The following is a 15,274-nucleotide window of genomic DNA, read 5'->3' as shown; positions in this document are numbered from 1 at the left end:
CCTATACGGGCAGCGAGGCGGGCTTCTCGGGCGGGGCCTGCTCATCCTCGGGGACCGAGATCACCCAGTGCGTCTCCTGGCGCGGCCGGAGATAGCACGCCCAGTACAGCGCGGCGACGGCCACGATGACGCCGGTGATCACCAGGCTCTCGGTGCTCTGCTGGTAGAGCACCCACGCCAGCACCATGACCAGCAGCGCCGGGACCACCGGCCACAGCGGCATCCGCCAGGCCGCCCGGTGCTTGTGCTCACCCCGGCGCGAGACCAGGGCCCCCAGGGCGACGAAGACATACATCGCGGCGACGGCCACCCCGGTGACCTCGCTCAGGGTGTCGAGGTTGACGAAGCACAGCGCCGCGCCGGGTACGCCCACCGCGAGGGTGGCCGCCCACGGGGAGCCGAAGCGCCGGCCCACGTGCGAGAAGACACGGTTGACGGCGGCCGGCCAGGCCGCGTCGCGCGCCGAGGAGAAGACCACGCGGGAGTTCTGGATCACCATCACGATCGCCGCGTTGATGATCGCCAGGGCGATACAGAGGCTGACGAAGGTGCCGATGCCCGAGTTGCTCCAGTCCTGCACCATGCCGGCGACATCACCGGCACCGAGGGTCTTCAGGTCGGGGGCGCCGAGGGTGATCGCGACCACCGGGATCAGAACGACGGCCACACCGATGCCGAGCGTCCACAGCACGGTGCGGGAGACGTTGCGGCGGGGGTTGTCCATCTCTTCGGCGAGGTACACGGCGGTGGAGAAGCCCTGGAGGATGAAGAGCGCGGTGGCCAGCCCGGTCACGATGAGCCCGGCGGTGACGGCGGTGCTGTGGCCGCCGCCGGCATCGACCACGGGGTGCACGAGCACGGACGCGGAGCGCTCGGTGTGGGTGAAGCCCAGGAAGGCGACGACCGCGCAGGCCACGACTTCCAGCACCAGGAAGATGCCGGTGATCCAGGCGTTGGCGCGCAGGTCGAGCAGGCCCATCGCGGTGGCCAGCAGCATCACGGCGGCGGCGGTGTACTGCGGATCCAGGTGCACGATCGGCGCCAGATAGTCGGCGGTGCCCAGGGCGATGATGGGCGGCACGATCATGACGACGATCAGCGAAAGCACGAAAACCAGCCACCCGGCCAGACGTCCCATGAGCGTGCCGACCATGGCGTACTCGCCGCCGGAGCTCGGGATCAGCGTGCCGAGCTCGGAGTAGGTGAAGGCCACCCCGATACACAGCAGGGCCGCGACGGCGATGGTCAGTGCGGTGCCCGTGCCCAGGCCGGCGAAGGAGTCCGGCACGATCACGAAGAGCGAGGACGCCGGGGTCAGACAGGACAGCGTGAGCAGGGTGCCGCCGACCACACCGATCGACCGGGTGAGTTTGGGGCCGGTGGAGGCGTCCCCCTCCGTCGCGCTACGGGTGTCCCGCTCAGGTGCTGCGGGGGCAACAGGCGTGTAGGGCATATCGCTATCCGTATCCCATCGGTGCTGGCGGCATGAGGGGTGGCGCTTCGGGGGACGAGCGCCGCAAAACGGTGCAGACCCGGATTCCCACGGGCCCCGCTTCGGTGACCGAATACAACCCCTGCCGACGACTCACGTCAAGGCCTCGTTAAGCCCCGCAGACAACGAAATCCGTTGCTTTTGCGGACTCTCGAAACGCTTATCCATGATCCATCGCGGAAATCAAGCGAATTCCGCGGCCGGACGGAAGGTGCGGATTCCCGCGGGCCGCCGCCGGATCTCTTGCCGGTCTCCCGGGCCGCGGGCCGGTCCGCCGCCCCGCGCTGCCCGCCCGTCCCGTCAGTCCTTGTACGTATGCGGGCGGGCGATGAGCAGCGCGACATCGTCGTGGTCGTGCTCATCGCGCAGGGAGCGCAGGAGGCGGTCGCACAGGCCCTCCAGATCCTGCTGGGGCTCGGCCAGCAGCTCCAGCAGGGTGTCCAGACGGGCGTCGATGGGCTGGTCCCGGGTCTCGATCAACCCATCGGTGTAGAGCACCAGTTGGTCGCCCTCGCGGAGCCTTACCGTGGTCTGCTCGAAGGGGACGCCACCGACCCCGAGCGGCGCCCCGGTGGGCAGATCGAGCAACTCGGGCGCCCGGTCCGGCCGTACGACGATGGGGGGCAGATGCCCGGCGACGGCGATCCGGCACTCCATGCGGTGCGGGTCGTACACGGCGTACAGACAGGTGGCGAAGGCCGGGTCGAGGCCGACGGCGATGTGGTCGAGGTGGCGGAGCACTTCGGCGGGGTCGAGGTCGAGGTCGGCCAGGGCGCGGGCGGTGGTGCGCAGCTGGCCCATGGTGGCGGCGGCGTTGATGCCACTGCCCATCACGTCGCCGACCACCAGCGCGGTCTTGTCACCGGCCACCGGGATGGCGTCGAACCAGTCACCGCCGACCTCACTGGCCGCCTGGGCCGGCTGGTAGCGGTAGGCGATCTCCATGGCCGTGGGCTGCGGCGGCCGGTGGTTCATCAGATGGCGCTGGAGGGTGAGCGCGGTGCGGCGTTCGCTCTGGTACGAACGGGCGTTGTCGATGCAGACCGCCGCCCGGGCGGCCAGTTCGACGGCGAGCACCGCGTCGTCCTCGTCGAACGGCACCGGATTGCGGACGCGGTACAGCGACAGCGCGCCGAGGACCTCGCCGCGGGCGATCAGCGGCACGGCGAGGTAGGAGTGCAGTCCGGCCTTTCCGAGGAGCGCGGCGCCCTGCGGGCCGGCGGCGATATGCGGCAGATCGCCCTCGCTGACCTGAGGGATGAGCACCGGACGGGCCTCGGTCACACACCGGGTGATCAGCCGGTCGGCCTCGTAGGAGGCGATCTGGCCGGTGGGGTCGGCGGCCCGGACGGCTTCGGTGGAGTAGGCCGCGGACACGGCGAGCGCCCGGAAGCGGGCCGGGCCGCCGCGGGAGAGCGAGGTCGGACGGCGGCCGTCCAGTACGGCGTCGAGGACATCGACCGCGGCCAGGTCCGCCAGCTCGGGCACGATGACATCGGCGAGTTCGTGCGCGGTCTGGTCGACATCGAGGGTGGTGCCGACGGTGGCGGAGGCGTCGGCGATGACGGCCAGTCGCCTGCGGGCGCGGGCCGCCTCGGTGGCGGACCGGTGCTGCTCGGTGACGTCCACGACGGAGGTGGCCAGCCCCAGCACCCGGCCGTGGGCATCCTCCAGCCGGTAGTACGACACCGACCAGGCCCGGTCGGCGTGCGGGTCGGCGGCGGTGCGGCCGACGGTGTACTGGTCGAGCAGTGGCGTGCCGGTGTCGAGGACCGCGCGCATGCTGGACACGATGGTCTCGGTGTCCAGGAACGACAGCGCCTCCCGGACATCGCGGCCGATGTGCTGGTCGGCGGGCAGATCGTTGATGCGCTCCAGCGCCGGGTTGACCATCACGAAGCGGAGCGAGGTGTCCAGGACCGCCAGGCCGATCGGCGACTGGGCCACCAGGCGGACGGACAGCGCCAGGTCCCGCTCGACCCGCCGCAGCACGGCCTGGTCGGTGGCGATGCCCAGGGCGTAGGACTCACCGCGCTCGTCCAGCAGCCGCATATTGCGGAATTCCACGAGGCGGGTACTGCCGTCCTTGTGCTGGACGGGGAAGACTCCGGCCCAGCTCTCGCCGCCCGCCATGACCTGGGAGAACAGCCCCAGGACCAGATCGAAGTGCTCCGGTCCCACCAGGAGCTGTGCGGCGGGCCGGCCGAGCGCTTCCTCCGCGGTCCAGCCGAACAGCGACTCGGCCTGCGGGCTCCAGAGGGTGATCCGTCCGTCCGCGTCCAGCATCACCGCGGCGACGCCCAGCACGTCCAGCAGGCCGCCGGGTTGCCCGGGTGTGGCCCCCACCTGGGCAGCACCTTCGGGGAACGCGTCGGTCGCACCCATCCAGGCACTCCTTCCGCCGGTCATCACAGACCGACAGCCGTGGCGCTCTCCGTACATCGGCCGGTTCTCGCTGTGCTTCCGTTGCTCCCCATCATCTCTCGACACGGGACGGACCCGCAGGGAGAGCGAGATCCGCAGGGCGTCCGCGTCCCGTGCGCGAGGGAGCATTATCCGACGCGGTTCCCAGGTCGGCGACCGCGTTGACGATATTCGGGGCGATGATTCCGGACGGGATTCCGAGGGGGCAGCAGGGCCGGTGACCGTACGTCGCGCGGCCGACCGCAGCCGGTGATCACCGGGCACCGTGCGGCCCGCCGCTACCGGCGACCACCGCGCGCCGCCAGACCGGCCGCGGCAGCCCGTGACCGGCGCACACCCCGTCCCCGGCAGCCGACTTGGAGATGTTGATCTCCAGCGACTACCCTGACATTAGTTGCCTGTGGCAACCAAACGCCCCACCCCGGCGTACGTGCCCGCACCCGCCGGCGTCAGGAGGAAGCCCTACATCATGCCCATCGCCGCCCGGACATTCCGTACCTACGTGGAGGAGAACCTCGATGCACTTAGCGCCGACCCGGCGCGCGAAGCCCTGGTCCACCAGGGCCGCCGCGTTACCGCGGGCGAACTCCGCTCGCTGATCCACCGCTTGGCCCGCGCCCTGCGCGCCCGGGGTGTCGACCGCGGAGCGACCGTCACCCTGCTCAGCGGCAATCTCCCGGAGACCCTCGCCGCCCGTTACGCCGCCAATCTGATCGGCGCCCGGGTCAACCACCTCTACAACAAGCTGTCCGCCGAGTCGCAGGCCGCCATCGTCCGCGATGTCGAGACCCGGGCCCTGATCGTCGACCCGCGGTACGCCGAACGGGCCGCCGAGGTCACCGAGTTGGCGCCGGTGCCGGACGTCCTCGTCCTCGGCCCCGCGAAGGTGGGCGCGGATCTGCTGGAGCTGGCGGCCGGACAGTCGGACGAGCCGTTCGCGAGCCGGGCCCGGCCCGACGATGTGTGCACCATCCGGCACACCGGCGGCACCACCGGCCACCCGAAGGGCATCTGCACCACCTTCGAGCAGGCGCGCTGGTTCCACGGAGTGCTGCCGCAGCAGCCGGAGTTCGAGCGCCGGCAGCTGGTCTGCACCACCCTCGCGCACGCCGCCGGCATGATGGCCGACAGCACCCTGCACGCGGGCGGTACGGTCGTCCTGCTCGACGACTTCGACCCCGGCACCGTGCTCGCCACCCTGGCACGGGAGCGCATCAGCGAGCTGTTCCTGCTGCCGCCGCTGCTCTATCAGCTGATGGACCACCCGGACGCCCCGCACACCGACACCTCCAGTCTGCGGATGCTGACGTACGGCGGCTGCCAGGCCTCCCCGGCCCGGATAGCCGACGCGGTGCGGATGTTCGGCCCGGTGCTGATGCAGGGCTACGGGCAGAACGAGGCCGGCGGCATCAGCGTGCTCGCCCAGGACGACCACGATCCGCAGCGCCCCGACCGGCTGCGTTCGGCGGGGAAGGTGCTGCCCGACGTCGAGGTGGCGATCCGCGACGAGTCCGGCCGCGATCTGCCGGCCGGTGAGCACGGCGAGGTCTGTGTGCGCTCCGCCATGATCATGAAGGGGTACTGGAAGCAGCCCGAGCTGACCGCCGAGGTCCTGCGGGACGGCTGGCTGCACACAGGGGACATCGGATTCCTCGACGACGAGGGGTACTTGACCATCGTTGACCGGCTCAAGGACATGATCGTCGTGGTCGGCGGCCATGTGTACACCACGGAGCTGGAGGACCTGCTGAACTCGCACCCGCAGGTACTTCAGAGCGCGGTGTTCGGTGTCCGGGACGCCGACCGGATGGAGCGGGTGCACGCAGCGGTGGTGCGGGCACCGGGCAGCGAGGTCGACGGGGAACAGCTGCGTGCGATGGTGCGCACGGAGCGCGGTGCGATGTACGAGCCGCACCGGATCACCTTCGTCGAGGCGCTGCCGCTGACCGATGTGGGCAAGCCGGACAAGAAGGAGCTGCGCCGGCGGGCCGAGCAGGAGGCCGGCACCCTGGCATGACAGCGACGAGCCGCCGCAGCCAAGGGCTGCGGCGGCCTGTCAGTGCTACTGCCGGTCAGAGGATGCCCAGCAGGCCGAAGGGGAAGCCCCAGAAGCCGTAGCCGTAGTTGTCGTAGCCGCAGCCACCGAAGCCGTTGTAGCCGTTGTAGCCGCCGAAGCCGCCGAAGCCGCCGAAGCCGTTGAAGCCGTTGTAGCCGCCGTTGTGGTGGCAGTGGTGCCCATGGTGGTGACGACCATGGTGGTGACGACCGTGGTGGTCGCCATTTGACGATGCGGCCGGCGCCTGCGGGGTGGCCGAAGCCATGCCGGCGAGCGGGAGGACGGTAGCGGCGGCAAGGGCCGCGGTGGCCACGGAGCGGCCTATGAACTTGCGCATTGCGTTTCTCCTGTGTGGCAGGAAATCTGACATTCGATGAGTACCGCGTCTCACCGAAAACCCCGCAGACACGACGGACAGCCACTCCAACGGCCCCAAGAATTGCTCCAGTCGCGGCAATGAATTGGCAAAGCAAACCGGCGAACGGGCTGGTCAGAGCCGCACGATGACGAGGGCCTGTGCATCGGTGGCACCGGCGGCAGACCCAGCGGTAACCCCACGGCGAACAGCGCCGTCCAAGAGAGCGGAGCCGCCACGGGGCTCCGGGGCCGCCCTACGGACCGCCCCGCCCTCAACGCTTACGGGCCCGGCTCGGCTGGACCCGGGACGGCTCGCCCGGCATCTTCGGGTGGTCGGGCGGATAGGGCAGATCGCCGAGGCCCTCGTCCACCGCCTGCCGGTCCGCGAGTTCCAGGACGGAATCCAGGCCGAAGGCGTGGTCCGCCATGTCCGCGTGCACATCACCGAGTTCCGCGAACCGCGGCGGGACCGTGCGCAGATCGAAGTCCTCGGGGGCGGCGTCGGACAGCTCGTCCCAGCGCAGCGGGGTGGAGACGGTCGCCCGGGGCCGGGCGCGCAGGGAGTAGGCGGAGGCGATGGTCCGGTCCCGGGCCATCTGGTTGTAGTCGACGAAGACCTTCTCGCCGCGTTCCTCCTTCCACCACGCCGAGGTCACCAGATCCGGCATCCGGCGTTCCAGCGCCCGCGCCAGCGTGATCGCGGCCCGTCGGACGTCGGTGAAGGTCCAGCGGGGGCGGATCGGTACATAGACGTGCACTCCGCGGCCGCCGGAGGTCTTGGGCCAGCCGCGCAGCCCGTGCTCGGCCAGCAGCTCGCGCAGATCGAAGGCGACCTTGACGGCGTCGGCGAAGTCGGTGCCGGGCTGCGGGTCGAGGTCGATCCGCAGCTCGTCGGGGTGCTCGGTGTCACCGCGGCGGACGGGCCAGGGGTGGAACGTCAGACACCCCAGGTTGGCCGCCCAGAGCACGGCCGCCGGTTCGGTGGGGCACATCTCGTCGGCGAACCGTCCGCTCGGGAAGGCGATCCGGGCGGTGGGCAGCCAGTCCGGCATGCCCTTGGGCGCCCGCTTCTGGTAGAAGAACTCGCCCTCGATGCCGTCGGGAAAGCGCTGCATGGTGGTGGGCCGGTCGCGCAGCCCCCGCAGCACCCCCTCGGCGACGGCGAGGTAGTACTGCGCGACATCCATCTTGGTGAAGCCGCGCTCCGGGTAGTACGTCTTGTCGGGGTTCGACAGGCGCACCTTTCGTCCCGCGACATCCAGCTCCACAGCTCCGGCTCCGGCCATGACTCCACGTTAAGTACCGTGCGCCGCCGCCGCGCGCCGGAAGGGCCGCGCCCCCGGCGCGCGGGATGCGTCCGCAGCCCGCAGGATCGGGACATGGACCTGCCCGTCATGCCCCCGGTCTCCCCGATGCTCGCGAAGCTGGTGGCCGAGATTCCCGCCGGTATGCAGTACGAGGCCAAGTGGGACGGCTTCCGCGTCATCGTTTTCCGGGACGGCGACGACATCGAGATCGCCAGCCGCACCACGAAGTCCCTCACCCGCTACTTCCCCGAAGTGGTCGACGCGGCCCGTGCCGAGCTGCCCCGGCGCTGCGTCATCGACGGCGAGATCGTGATCGCCCATGACGGCCGGCTGCACTTCGAGGAGCTGCTGGAGCGCATCCACCCGGCGGACTCCCGGGTCCGTACACTCGCCGAGCGGACGCCCGCCTCGCTCGTCGCCTTCGACCTGCTGGCCCTCGACTCCGCCGGGCTGCTGCACGAGCCGCAGTCGGCGCGGCGGGAAGCGCTGGTCGAGGCGCTGCGGCCGGCCCGTCCACCGGTGTACACCGCGCCCGCGACGCGGGACCAGGAGCTGGCGCGCAGCTGGTTCACCCAGTTCGAAGGGGCGGGGCTGGACGGGGTGGTCGCCAAGCCGCTCGATCTGCCGTACCGGCCGGGCGACCGGGCCATGTACAAGATCAAACACGCCCGCACCGCCGACTGCGTCGTCGCGGGGTACCGGCTGCACAAGAGCGGGCCGGTGGTCGGCTCCCTGTTGCTGGGGCTGCACGACGACGCCGGGCAGCTCCAGCACGTCGGGGTGTGCGCCTCGTTCCCCATGGCCAAGCGCCGCAAGCTGGTCGAGGAGCTGGCGCCGCTGCGGATGGACGACGTCACGGGCCATCCGTGGGGCGAGTGGACCGACGAGGCGGCGCATGCGGCGCGACGGATGCCGGGCGGGCCCAGCCGCTGGAGCGGCGGCAAGGACCTGTCGTGGGTGCCGCTGCGCCCGGAGCGGGTGTGCGAGGTGGCCTACGACCACATGGAAGGCAGCCGCTTCCGGCACACCGCCCAGTTCCGTCACTGGCGTCCCGACCGTACGCCGGAGAGCTGCACCTACGCGCAGCTGGAGGAGCCGGTGGGCTACGACCTGGAGGAACTGCTGCGGGGCTGACCGTACGGGCCACCGACCACACCCGGGCGGATCAGCTCTCCTCCCCCTCCGACGGCCAGCGGCGCCGGCTCTCCCCGGGAGCGAGCCGGTCCACCACTTCGGCCAGTTCGCGGCAGGCCTGCTCGATCTTGCGGCGGATGCTGTTCTGCTCGGTGACGATGGCCGACAGCAGCAGCGCGGTGAGGGCCGCCGACGCGTTGAGGGCCTGAAGGTTGACCATCGCCTCCAGCAGGCTCTGGCCCTCGAACGGTCCGGTGCGGCGCGTCGCCGCCATGATGGCCAGGACGGACACCAGCAGCACACAGGGCGCCGCGCCCGCGAGCTGGAAGCGCAGCGCCGCCCACACGATCAGCGGAAAGACCAGGAACAGCAGCGAGAGCTCGCTGGTGACCGCCACCAGCGAGACCGCGAAGGAAGCGACCAGCAGGGCTGCGGCCTCGGCCCACCGATAGGCGGGGACGCCCGTAGGCCGGCGGACCTTGCGGCAGGCGAGGACGAGCGGGGTGACGACGAGGATGCCCATGGCGTCGCCCACCCACCACGCCGCCCAGGTCCGCCAGAAGCCGCCGGGCGGCAGCGCCCCGCTGAGGAGGAGCGTGCCGCTGCCCACCGTCGCACTGACCAGTATCCCGGCGAAGGCGCCGAGGGCGACCAGCGCCACCCCGTCGCGCAGCCGGTCCAGCCCGGTACGGAAGCCCACCCGACGGAGCATCAGGAAGGCGCACACCGGGGCCAGGGTGTTGCCCGCCATGATGCCGAGGACCGAGACGTCGAGCGGGCTGAGGGAGGCGACGACCAGCAGGGTGCCGAGCGCGATGCCCGGCCAGGTCCACAGGCCCAGGAGCAGCAGACAGCTCAGGGAGATACCCGTAGGGGGCCATAACGGTGTGACCCTGGCACCCGCGATCACCACCTGCTCCAGCAGCCCGATCTGCGCGGTGCCGTAGTAGACGCCGGCGAGCACGAGGATCGTCAGGGCTGCTGGTGCGGGACGGCGGAGTTCCTCGGTGCGCACCACATCAGCCATCAGACAACGCGGACGGCCGGGCGCCGTCCGCGACACGCGCGCCCGGGCCGCGCTTCACCCGGCTCTGGGGGCGGCCGCGTCGAAGCGCAGCACGAGGACCGCGGAGTCGTCGGTGTGCCCGGTGAACTCGGCCACGCTCATCGCCACGTCCGCCACGGTGGCCGGATCGCCGTCGGCGTTGGCGCTGACCAGCCGGGTCACCTGGCTCAGTCCCGCCTCTATCGGGAACGACGGCCCTTCGACGACGCCGTCGGTGAGCAGGACGAATGCCCCCGCCGTGGCGAACCGGCGGCGGGTGACCGGATAGCTCTCCCCCGGCACGATGCCGAGCGGCAGGCCCCCCGGGTCGTCGGCGATGCCGGACCGGCCGTTGGTGGTGGCCCAGATGCCGGGCACATGACCGGCGCGGGCGCTGGTCAGCTCCCAGGCGACCGGGTCGAAGCGGACGAAGGTGCAGGTCGCGAAGAGCCCGCAGTCGACGGAGAGCAGCAGGTCGTTGGCCCGGCTCAGCACCTCCCCCGGGTCGGCGGCGTGGCCGGCGACGGCGCGCAGCCCGAAGCGGATCTGCCCCATGAAGGCGGCCGCCTCGACGTCATGCCCCTGGACATCGCCGACGCAGAAGGCGAGCGAGCCGTCCGGCAGCGGGAAACCGTCGTACCAGTCGCCCCCGATGTCCAGGCCGTGCCGGGCGGGTGCGTAAGTGGCGGCGGCGCGCAGCCCCGGTATCCCCGGCAGTACGGCGGGCAGCATCTCCCGCTGGAGCGCCTCGGCGAGCTCGACCCGGGCCCGCTGCTTCTCGGCGCCCTCCCGCGCCTGGGCGGTCAGCCGCCCGAGCGTGGTCAGCAGATCGTCCGCGCTCGCCGACCGCGGGGGACGACGCCGAAGCATGGGCCGCTCCCAGGTGCGTCGGTGCGAAGGCCACCGCGGGCGCGCTCATGCGTCTCCGCAGTGGCCGCCGGACCAGGCCTCATGGGGGCTCTCGGGGAGCCCGCCTCTCCCGATTCATCATATTTCTGCGGGGGGACTTCCGCTTGACGACGCAGGCGCGGCCCGGCCCGCCCCCTCGCCCTCGGTGGCCGCGTCTCAGGCGGTCGCCGGATGGGCCACCTCCAGATGCCGGACGCCGGACCGCACGGCCCAGAAGAAGACCGCGAGCGCGAGGGCGGCCACGGTGACCGAGTCGTACGGGGCCGGGAGCCGGCCGGAGCCCTCGAAGGTGCCCAGCCAGGAGAGCACCGTCAGGCCGACGAGGTAGGCCACCATCCAGGCGCCGGTGCGGAGTTCCGCGCCGAGCGAGCGGCTCGGGCCACCACCGTCGCTTTCCAGGGCGGCCTTGTCGCGGGCGCCGGGGCGGCGCATGGCCAGGAAGATCAGCAGGCCGCCGAGCACGAGAGGCAGGGCGAGGCGCAGGTCGTGCCAGCCCGACCAGTAGACGAACTCGCTGGCCACCACGAAGCTGAGCGGCGCGATCCAGCGCAGCCCCGGGACCCAGCCGGCGGTGCGGCCGCCCGGTTCGGCGCGGAAGACGGCGACCGCGACCGCGGAGGCCGCGTAGATCAGCAGATACATGTCGCCCATGACGCTGACGATGTCCTGCCAGCCGCCGAACGGCAGCAGGAAGACCATGATGACGACGAGGTTGATCGCCAGTGCCCGGCGCGGGATGCCGAACCGCTCGTTGACCTTCATGAAGTAGCGGGGAATGGTGCCGTTCTTGGCGAGCGCGTAGGTGTGCCGCGCGTTGAGCGCCACCCCCACGTACGCCGAACCGCCGGGCGAGATCACCGCGTCCGCGTACAGCAGGCTGGCCAGCCAGTGCAGATTGAGGATCAGGGCGAGCTGGCCGAAGGGCGACTCGAAGGAGACTCCCTTCCAGCCGTTGCCGAGCAGGTGCTCGGGGACGGTGAAGAGGAACGCCACCTGAAGGGCCAGGTACATGAGCACGGCGAGGCCGATGCCGGTGAGCACCGCGGCGGGAATGGTCCGGCGGGGGTTGCGGGTCTCGCCCGAGAAGTCCAGCGGAGCCTGGAAACCGTTGACGGAGTAGACGATGCCGCCGCCGGCCAGCGCGGTCAGGCAGGCGACATAGCCGTACGGGGCGAAGCCGCCGTGGTCCGTCAGGCGGCCGGAGTGCCAGCCGGAGGCGATCAGCGCGATCACGGTGACCACCGGAATCACGATCTTGAACACCGAGACCAGGTTGTTGAGTTGGGCGAACATCCGCACCGCGAACCAGTTCAGCGCCGTCAGCACGGTGCTCAGTCCGGCGGCCAGGGCCAGCCCGGAGAGCGTGAGGGTGTGGCCGTTGTAGAGGCCCGGCAGGTAGTGCGCGGCGTACTGCATGATCGCGCTGATCTCGGCCGCGGTGCCGCCCACCGACAGCAGCGTCGACCAGCCGATGAGGGTGCCGACGAGCCGGCCGCTGGCGAACAGCGGCCAGCGGACCGTGCCGCCGCCCTCCGGCCGGGTCGCGCCCAGCTCGATCATGACCAGGGCGACCAGCCCGCACAGCAGACCGGCGCCGACCCAGGAGAGCAGCGCCGCGGGGCCGGCCGTCTGGGCCGCGTACAGGGCGGCGAACAGCCAGCCGGAGCCGACGATATTGGAGAAGCCGATGCCGGTCAGCCCCCAGAAGCCCAGGTCACGGCGCAATCGGCGCTCCTGCGCCTGCACTTCCGGGGCAGCCGCCCCGTCGCCCTCACCCGATACCTGACGCTCCGCCACGAGAACGGCCTCCTTGATTCACTGTTCCGGCTCGCCGGACCCTACTCGACGATCACCGAGGGGGAATTCCGCGTTCCACCAGCGGACACTTCCTGCACGGAGCGCAGCGTCGGGGCACGGAGCGTGCAGCGCGGGACACAGCACTCACCCCTGGTCAGCGCGGTGGGCGGCACCACGGGCAGCGGCTTTGACCGGCACGCGCCGGCCCGGGCCCGGGCACCGCGTAGGTGACGCCATGTGATCCTCCCGACTCACGCGACGGGGGCGCACATCATTCGCGGGAGACGGGTAGGAGACCGGCGGGGGAAGCCGCATCGGCACAGGGGGATGCCGGCTCCGCCGCGACTACTGGTAACGAGGCGAGGAGCAATCGGATGACACTGCCGTGGCGTGAGGACGAGAGCTGGCGGCGACGGTACCCGCAGCCGGGGCCCGACTGGACGCAGGGCATGCCGCAGGGGCGGACCGAGCCCCTGACACCCATGGGACGGATCGAGCAGTACGGCCGGATGGGCAGCGCACTGCACGGGGGCCGTCCGGCGCCCTGGCAGCGCACGGTGATCTCCGGCTTCGCCATCGGCGCAGTCGTGGTCGCCGTGGTGTCGGTACTCCTGATCGCCTTCGGCTGACCGCCGGCCAGGCTGCCGCAGGGGCTCAGCCGCAGATCCAGCAACCCGACCAGCAGGCCGAGCGGTGCGGCGGACGCCGCCGTCCCGGGGGCGGTTCCGCGGGCCGGCCGTCCTCGGCGAGGGCGTGCAGTCCGGCGAGTTGGGCGCACAGCACGACGCTGATCGCCGCGATTTCCTCCGGCTCGGCATGGCCCTTCTCGATACGCAGCCAGGAGACGGGCGGACCGTCGGGCGCGCTTCCGTCGAGGGGCGTGGGGCCGTCGACGGCTGCGCCCTCCCCTCCGGCGGCCGGGCCGCCGCCCCCGGTGGGCGGTGTGCCGCCGACGGGCACGCTCTCGTCCGGGCCCCCGCCCGCGTCGGCGACGGTGTCCTCTTCGGCCGCTACGGCTGGCGCCCCGTTGACGGCGGGGACCTCGCCGAGGGAGACGGCGGCGCCCTCGGCTGCGCGCTCGTCCAGGGTGGTGTCCTCGCCGAGGCGGGTGGCCTCGCTGAGGACGGTGCTCGCGTCGGTGGATGTGCTCATGTGTGGGGGTCCATGGCTCGGCGGTGGGGCGCGGTGGCTGACCTGCCACCCGACGGTGCACGGGGAGAGTTCGGGCAGGTCACAGGGCCGACGCTAGAAGCGTGCCGGGGCGCTGTCGCGCGCTGGGCCCCTCGGCTGCGCCATTCGGACGACCCGCCGGGGGCCCAGGCGTGATATCCGGGGCCGGGGCCGTGTTGCTCCCGGCCCTCACGTCGTGGGCGGCGAGCATCGCGCACAGGTATGTGCAGGCACGCGGCTGCCGGATGACGCAGTCAGGATGGCGGGACCATGAGACGTGATCAGGCCGAGGACGGGTGTGCCGCTCCGCGGCACGACGGACGCCGGGGGTTTCTGAAGTGTGCGGCGGGGATCGCGGGGGTGGCCGCCGCCGGGCTCGGCGGGCCGGCCACCGCGGCGGACCGGCCCGTGGGTGGGTTGCGCGACGGCGGGCCGCTGCCCGACAAGGTGCCCTTCCACGGTGACCATCAGGCCGGCATCGTGACCCCGCAGCAGCTCTTCGCCGGCTTCGTCGGCTTCGATGTGCTGGCCCAGGACCGCGACGGCCTGATCTCCCTGTTCCAGCGGCTCACCCGACGGTCGCGGGTGCTGGCGGCCGGTGTGAAGCCGCGGGACGAGCAGGGCGCCTCGGAGGAGCCCACCCCCGACTCCCTCACCATCACCCTCGGCGTGGGCGCCTCCCTGTTCGACGACCGCTTCGGCCTGTCCGGGCACAAGCCCCGGCACCTCAAGGCGATGCCGGCGTTCCCCGACGACCGGCTGGAGCCGGCCCGCTGCCACGGTGATCTGTCGTTGCAGGTCTGTGCCCAGCACCCGGACGCGGTCGTCCATGTGCTGCGCGATCTGGCGCGGGAGACGGAGGGGCTGCTGCGGCCCCGTTGGCGCGCGGACGCCTTTCTCAACCCGTCGCGGCCCTCGGGGGCGCCGCGTACCTTCGTCGGCTTCAAGGACGGGATCGTCAATCCGGACACCGGCTCGGCGCGGGAGATGGACCAGCTGCTGTGGGTGACCCCGCCCTGCGGGGAGCCGGACTGGGCGCTGGGCGGCAGCTATCAGGTGCTGCGGCTGATCCGTTTCCAGATCGAGAAGTGGGACAAGGTGCCGCTGGAGCGCCAGGAGAAGATCTTCGGCCGGCGCAAGGCGAGCGGTGCGCCGCTGGACGGCACGCACGAGTCGGATGCGCCGCGGTACCGCGAGGACCCGCACGGCAGCAAGATCCCGCTCAACTCACACATCCGGCTGGCCAACCCCCGCACCGAGAAGACCGAGAAGTCCCGCTTCCTGCGCCGGAGTTACAACTACGACGCCGGCTACGACAGCAAGGGACGGATGGACCTCGGGCTGGTGTTCTGCGGCTACCAGCAGGACCCGGAGCGGCAGTTCGCGACCGTACAGCGGCGCCTCCGCCACGAGCCGCTGTCCGAGTTCATCACACCCATCGGCGGCGGCTACTTCTTCATCCTGCCCGGGGTACGGGACGCCGACGACTGGTTCGGGTCCCGGCTGCTTCAGAAGACCTGAGCGGGCCCGACCGCACGGCACGAGGGCGGCGCCCGACGTCCGGCGCCGCCCTCATGCGTGCC

The 15,274-nt window shown here is 71.6% G+C and carries 12 protein-coding genes; 4 read left to right on the top strand and 8 right to left on the bottom strand.

Going from position 1 to position 15,274, the window contains the following annotated elements:
• Nucleotide 1: 1 nt before the first annotated feature.
• Together TU31_RS24675 and TU31_RS24670 are read right to left on the bottom strand one after the other, a co-directional pair.
• Complete coding sequence (locus tag TU31_RS24675; protein WP_245698680.1) at nucleotides 2-1,453, bottom strand: APC family permease; 1,452 nt, start codon at nucleotides 1,451-1,453, stop codon at nucleotides 2-4.
• Between the two features lie 339 nt (nucleotides 1,454-1,792).
• The gene (locus TU31_RS24670; RefSeq protein ID WP_042158269.1) at nucleotides 1,793-3,877 is read right to left on the bottom strand and encodes a SpoIIE family protein phosphatase; all 2,085 of its coding nucleotides are present in this window, start codon (nucleotides 3,875-3,877) and stop codon (nucleotides 1,793-1,795) included.
• 508 nt (nucleotides 3,878-4,385) lie between these two features.
• Between TU31_RS24670 and TU31_RS24665 the strand changes: the two genes are divergently transcribed.
• Complete coding sequence (locus TU31_RS24665; protein WP_042158268.1) at nucleotides 4,386-5,933, top strand: AMP-binding protein; 1,548 nt, start codon at nucleotides 4,386-4,388, stop codon at nucleotides 5,931-5,933.
• A 55-nt stretch (nucleotides 5,934-5,988) separates the two neighbouring features.
• Here the strand turns inward: TU31_RS24665 and TU31_RS24660 are convergent, their stop codons facing one another.
• Together TU31_RS24660 and ligD are read right to left on the bottom strand one after the other, a co-directional pair.
• Entirely contained in the window at nucleotides 5,989-6,309 is a 321-nt protein-coding gene (locus TU31_RS24660; RefSeq protein WP_045867331.1) for a hypothetical protein, read from the bottom strand.
• 292 nt (nucleotides 6,310-6,601) lie between these two features.
• Nucleotides 6,602-7,615 carry a non-homologous end-joining DNA ligase gene (ligD, locus tag TU31_RS24655; protein WP_245698678.1) on the bottom strand — a complete coding sequence of 338 codons (1,014 nt, stop codon included), beginning with the start codon at nucleotides 7,613-7,615 and terminating at the stop codon, nucleotides 6,602-6,604.
• A gap of 93 nt (nucleotides 7,616-7,708) precedes the next feature.
• Between ligD and TU31_RS24650 the strand changes: the two genes are divergently transcribed.
• Nucleotides 7,709-8,770: an ATP-dependent DNA ligase gene (locus tag TU31_RS24650; RefSeq protein ID WP_042158266.1), complete on the top strand. Its 1,062-nt coding sequence runs from the start codon at nucleotides 7,709-7,711 to the stop codon at nucleotides 8,768-8,770.
• Nucleotides 8,771-8,801: 31 nt separating this feature from the next.
• On the opposite strand, the gene TU31_RS24645 is transcribed toward TU31_RS24650, so the two are convergent.
• The 3 genes from TU31_RS24645 to TU31_RS24635 form a co-directional block, all read right to left on the bottom strand.
• The gene (locus TU31_RS24645; RefSeq protein WP_042158905.1) at nucleotides 8,802-9,788 is read right to left on the bottom strand and encodes an MASE1 domain-containing protein; all 987 of its coding nucleotides are present in this window, start codon (nucleotides 9,786-9,788) and stop codon (nucleotides 8,802-8,804) included.
• Nucleotides 9,789-9,851: 63 nt separating this feature from the next.
• Nucleotides 9,852-10,685: a PP2C family protein-serine/threonine phosphatase gene (locus TU31_RS24640; protein ID WP_042158265.1), complete on the bottom strand. Its 834-nt coding sequence runs from the start codon at nucleotides 10,683-10,685 to the stop codon at nucleotides 9,852-9,854.
• A 195-nt stretch (nucleotides 10,686-10,880) separates the two neighbouring features.
• Nucleotides 10,881-12,521 (bottom strand): APC family permease, encoded by a 1,641-nt coding sequence (locus TU31_RS24635; protein ID WP_042158264.1) that lies wholly within the window; start codon nucleotides 12,519-12,521, stop codon nucleotides 10,881-10,883.
• A 374-nt stretch (nucleotides 12,522-12,895) separates the two neighbouring features.
• Here TU31_RS24635 and TU31_RS24630 point away from each other — a divergent pair, with 374 nt between their 5' ends.
• Nucleotides 12,896-13,150, top strand: a complete 255-nt coding sequence (locus TU31_RS24630) for a hypothetical protein (RefSeq protein ID WP_042158262.1) — start codon at nucleotides 12,896-12,898, stop codon at nucleotides 13,148-13,150.
• Between the two features lie 25 nt (nucleotides 13,151-13,175).
• Here TU31_RS24630 and TU31_RS38115 read toward each other — a convergent pair whose 3' ends face one another.
• Nucleotides 13,176-13,673, bottom strand: a complete 498-nt coding sequence (locus tag TU31_RS38115) for an acyl-CoA carboxylase epsilon subunit (protein WP_052719035.1) — start codon at nucleotides 13,671-13,673, stop codon at nucleotides 13,176-13,178.
• A gap of 288 nt (nucleotides 13,674-13,961) precedes the next feature.
• Here TU31_RS38115 and efeB point away from each other — a divergent pair, with 288 nt between their 5' ends.
• Entirely contained in the window at nucleotides 13,962-15,212 is a 1,251-nt protein-coding gene (gene efeB / locus TU31_RS24620) for an iron uptake transporter deferrochelatase/peroxidase subunit (protein ID WP_042158260.1), read from the top strand.
• Nucleotides 15,213-15,274: the final 62 nt, after the last annotated feature.

The sequence above is a fragment of the Streptomyces lydicamycinicus genome (assembly GCF_000829715.2).
In the GTDB taxonomy this organism is placed as follows: domain Bacteria; phylum Actinomycetota; class Actinomycetes; order Streptomycetales; family Streptomycetaceae; genus Streptomyces; species Streptomyces lydicamycinicus.
This window is presented reverse-complemented; position numbering and strand designations above follow the sequence as displayed.

What these genes read in the sequence shown, in the direction of transcription:
- TU31_RS24670 (WP_042158269.1), bottom strand. Translation starts at nt 3,877, where the DNA reads ATGGGTGCGACCGACGCGTTCCCCGAAGGTGCTGCCCAGGTGGGGGCC.
- TU31_RS24630 (WP_042158262.1), top strand. Translation starts at nt 12,896, where the DNA reads ATGACACTGCCGTGGCGTGAGGACGAGAGCTGGCGGCGACGGTACCCG.
- efeB (WP_042158260.1), top strand. Translation starts at nt 13,962, where the DNA reads ATGAGACGTGATCAGGCCGAGGACGGGTGTGCCGCTCCGCGGCACGAC.
- TU31_RS24650 (WP_042158266.1), top strand. Translation starts at nt 7,709, where the DNA reads ATGGACCTGCCCGTCATGCCCCCGGTCTCCCCGATGCTCGCGAAGCTG.
- ligD (WP_245698678.1), bottom strand. Translation starts at nt 7,615, where the DNA reads ATGGCCGGAGCCGGAGCTGTGGAGCTGGATGTCGCGGGACGAAAGGTG.
- TU31_RS24675 (WP_245698680.1), bottom strand. Translation starts at nt 1,453, where the DNA reads ATGCCCTACACGCCTGTTGCCCCCGCAGCACCTGAGCGGGACACCCGT.
- TU31_RS38115 (WP_052719035.1), bottom strand. Translation starts at nt 13,673, where the DNA reads ATGAGCACATCCACCGACGCGAGCACCGTCCTCAGCGAGGCCACCCGC.
- TU31_RS24640 (WP_042158265.1), bottom strand. Translation starts at nt 10,685, where the DNA reads ATGCTTCGGCGTCGTCCCCCGCGGTCGGCGAGCGCGGACGATCTGCTG.
- TU31_RS24665 (WP_042158268.1), top strand. Translation starts at nt 4,386, where the DNA reads ATGCCCATCGCCGCCCGGACATTCCGTACCTACGTGGAGGAGAACCTC.
- TU31_RS24660 (WP_045867331.1), bottom strand. Translation starts at nt 6,309, where the DNA reads ATGCGCAAGTTCATAGGCCGCTCCGTGGCCACCGCGGCCCTTGCCGCC.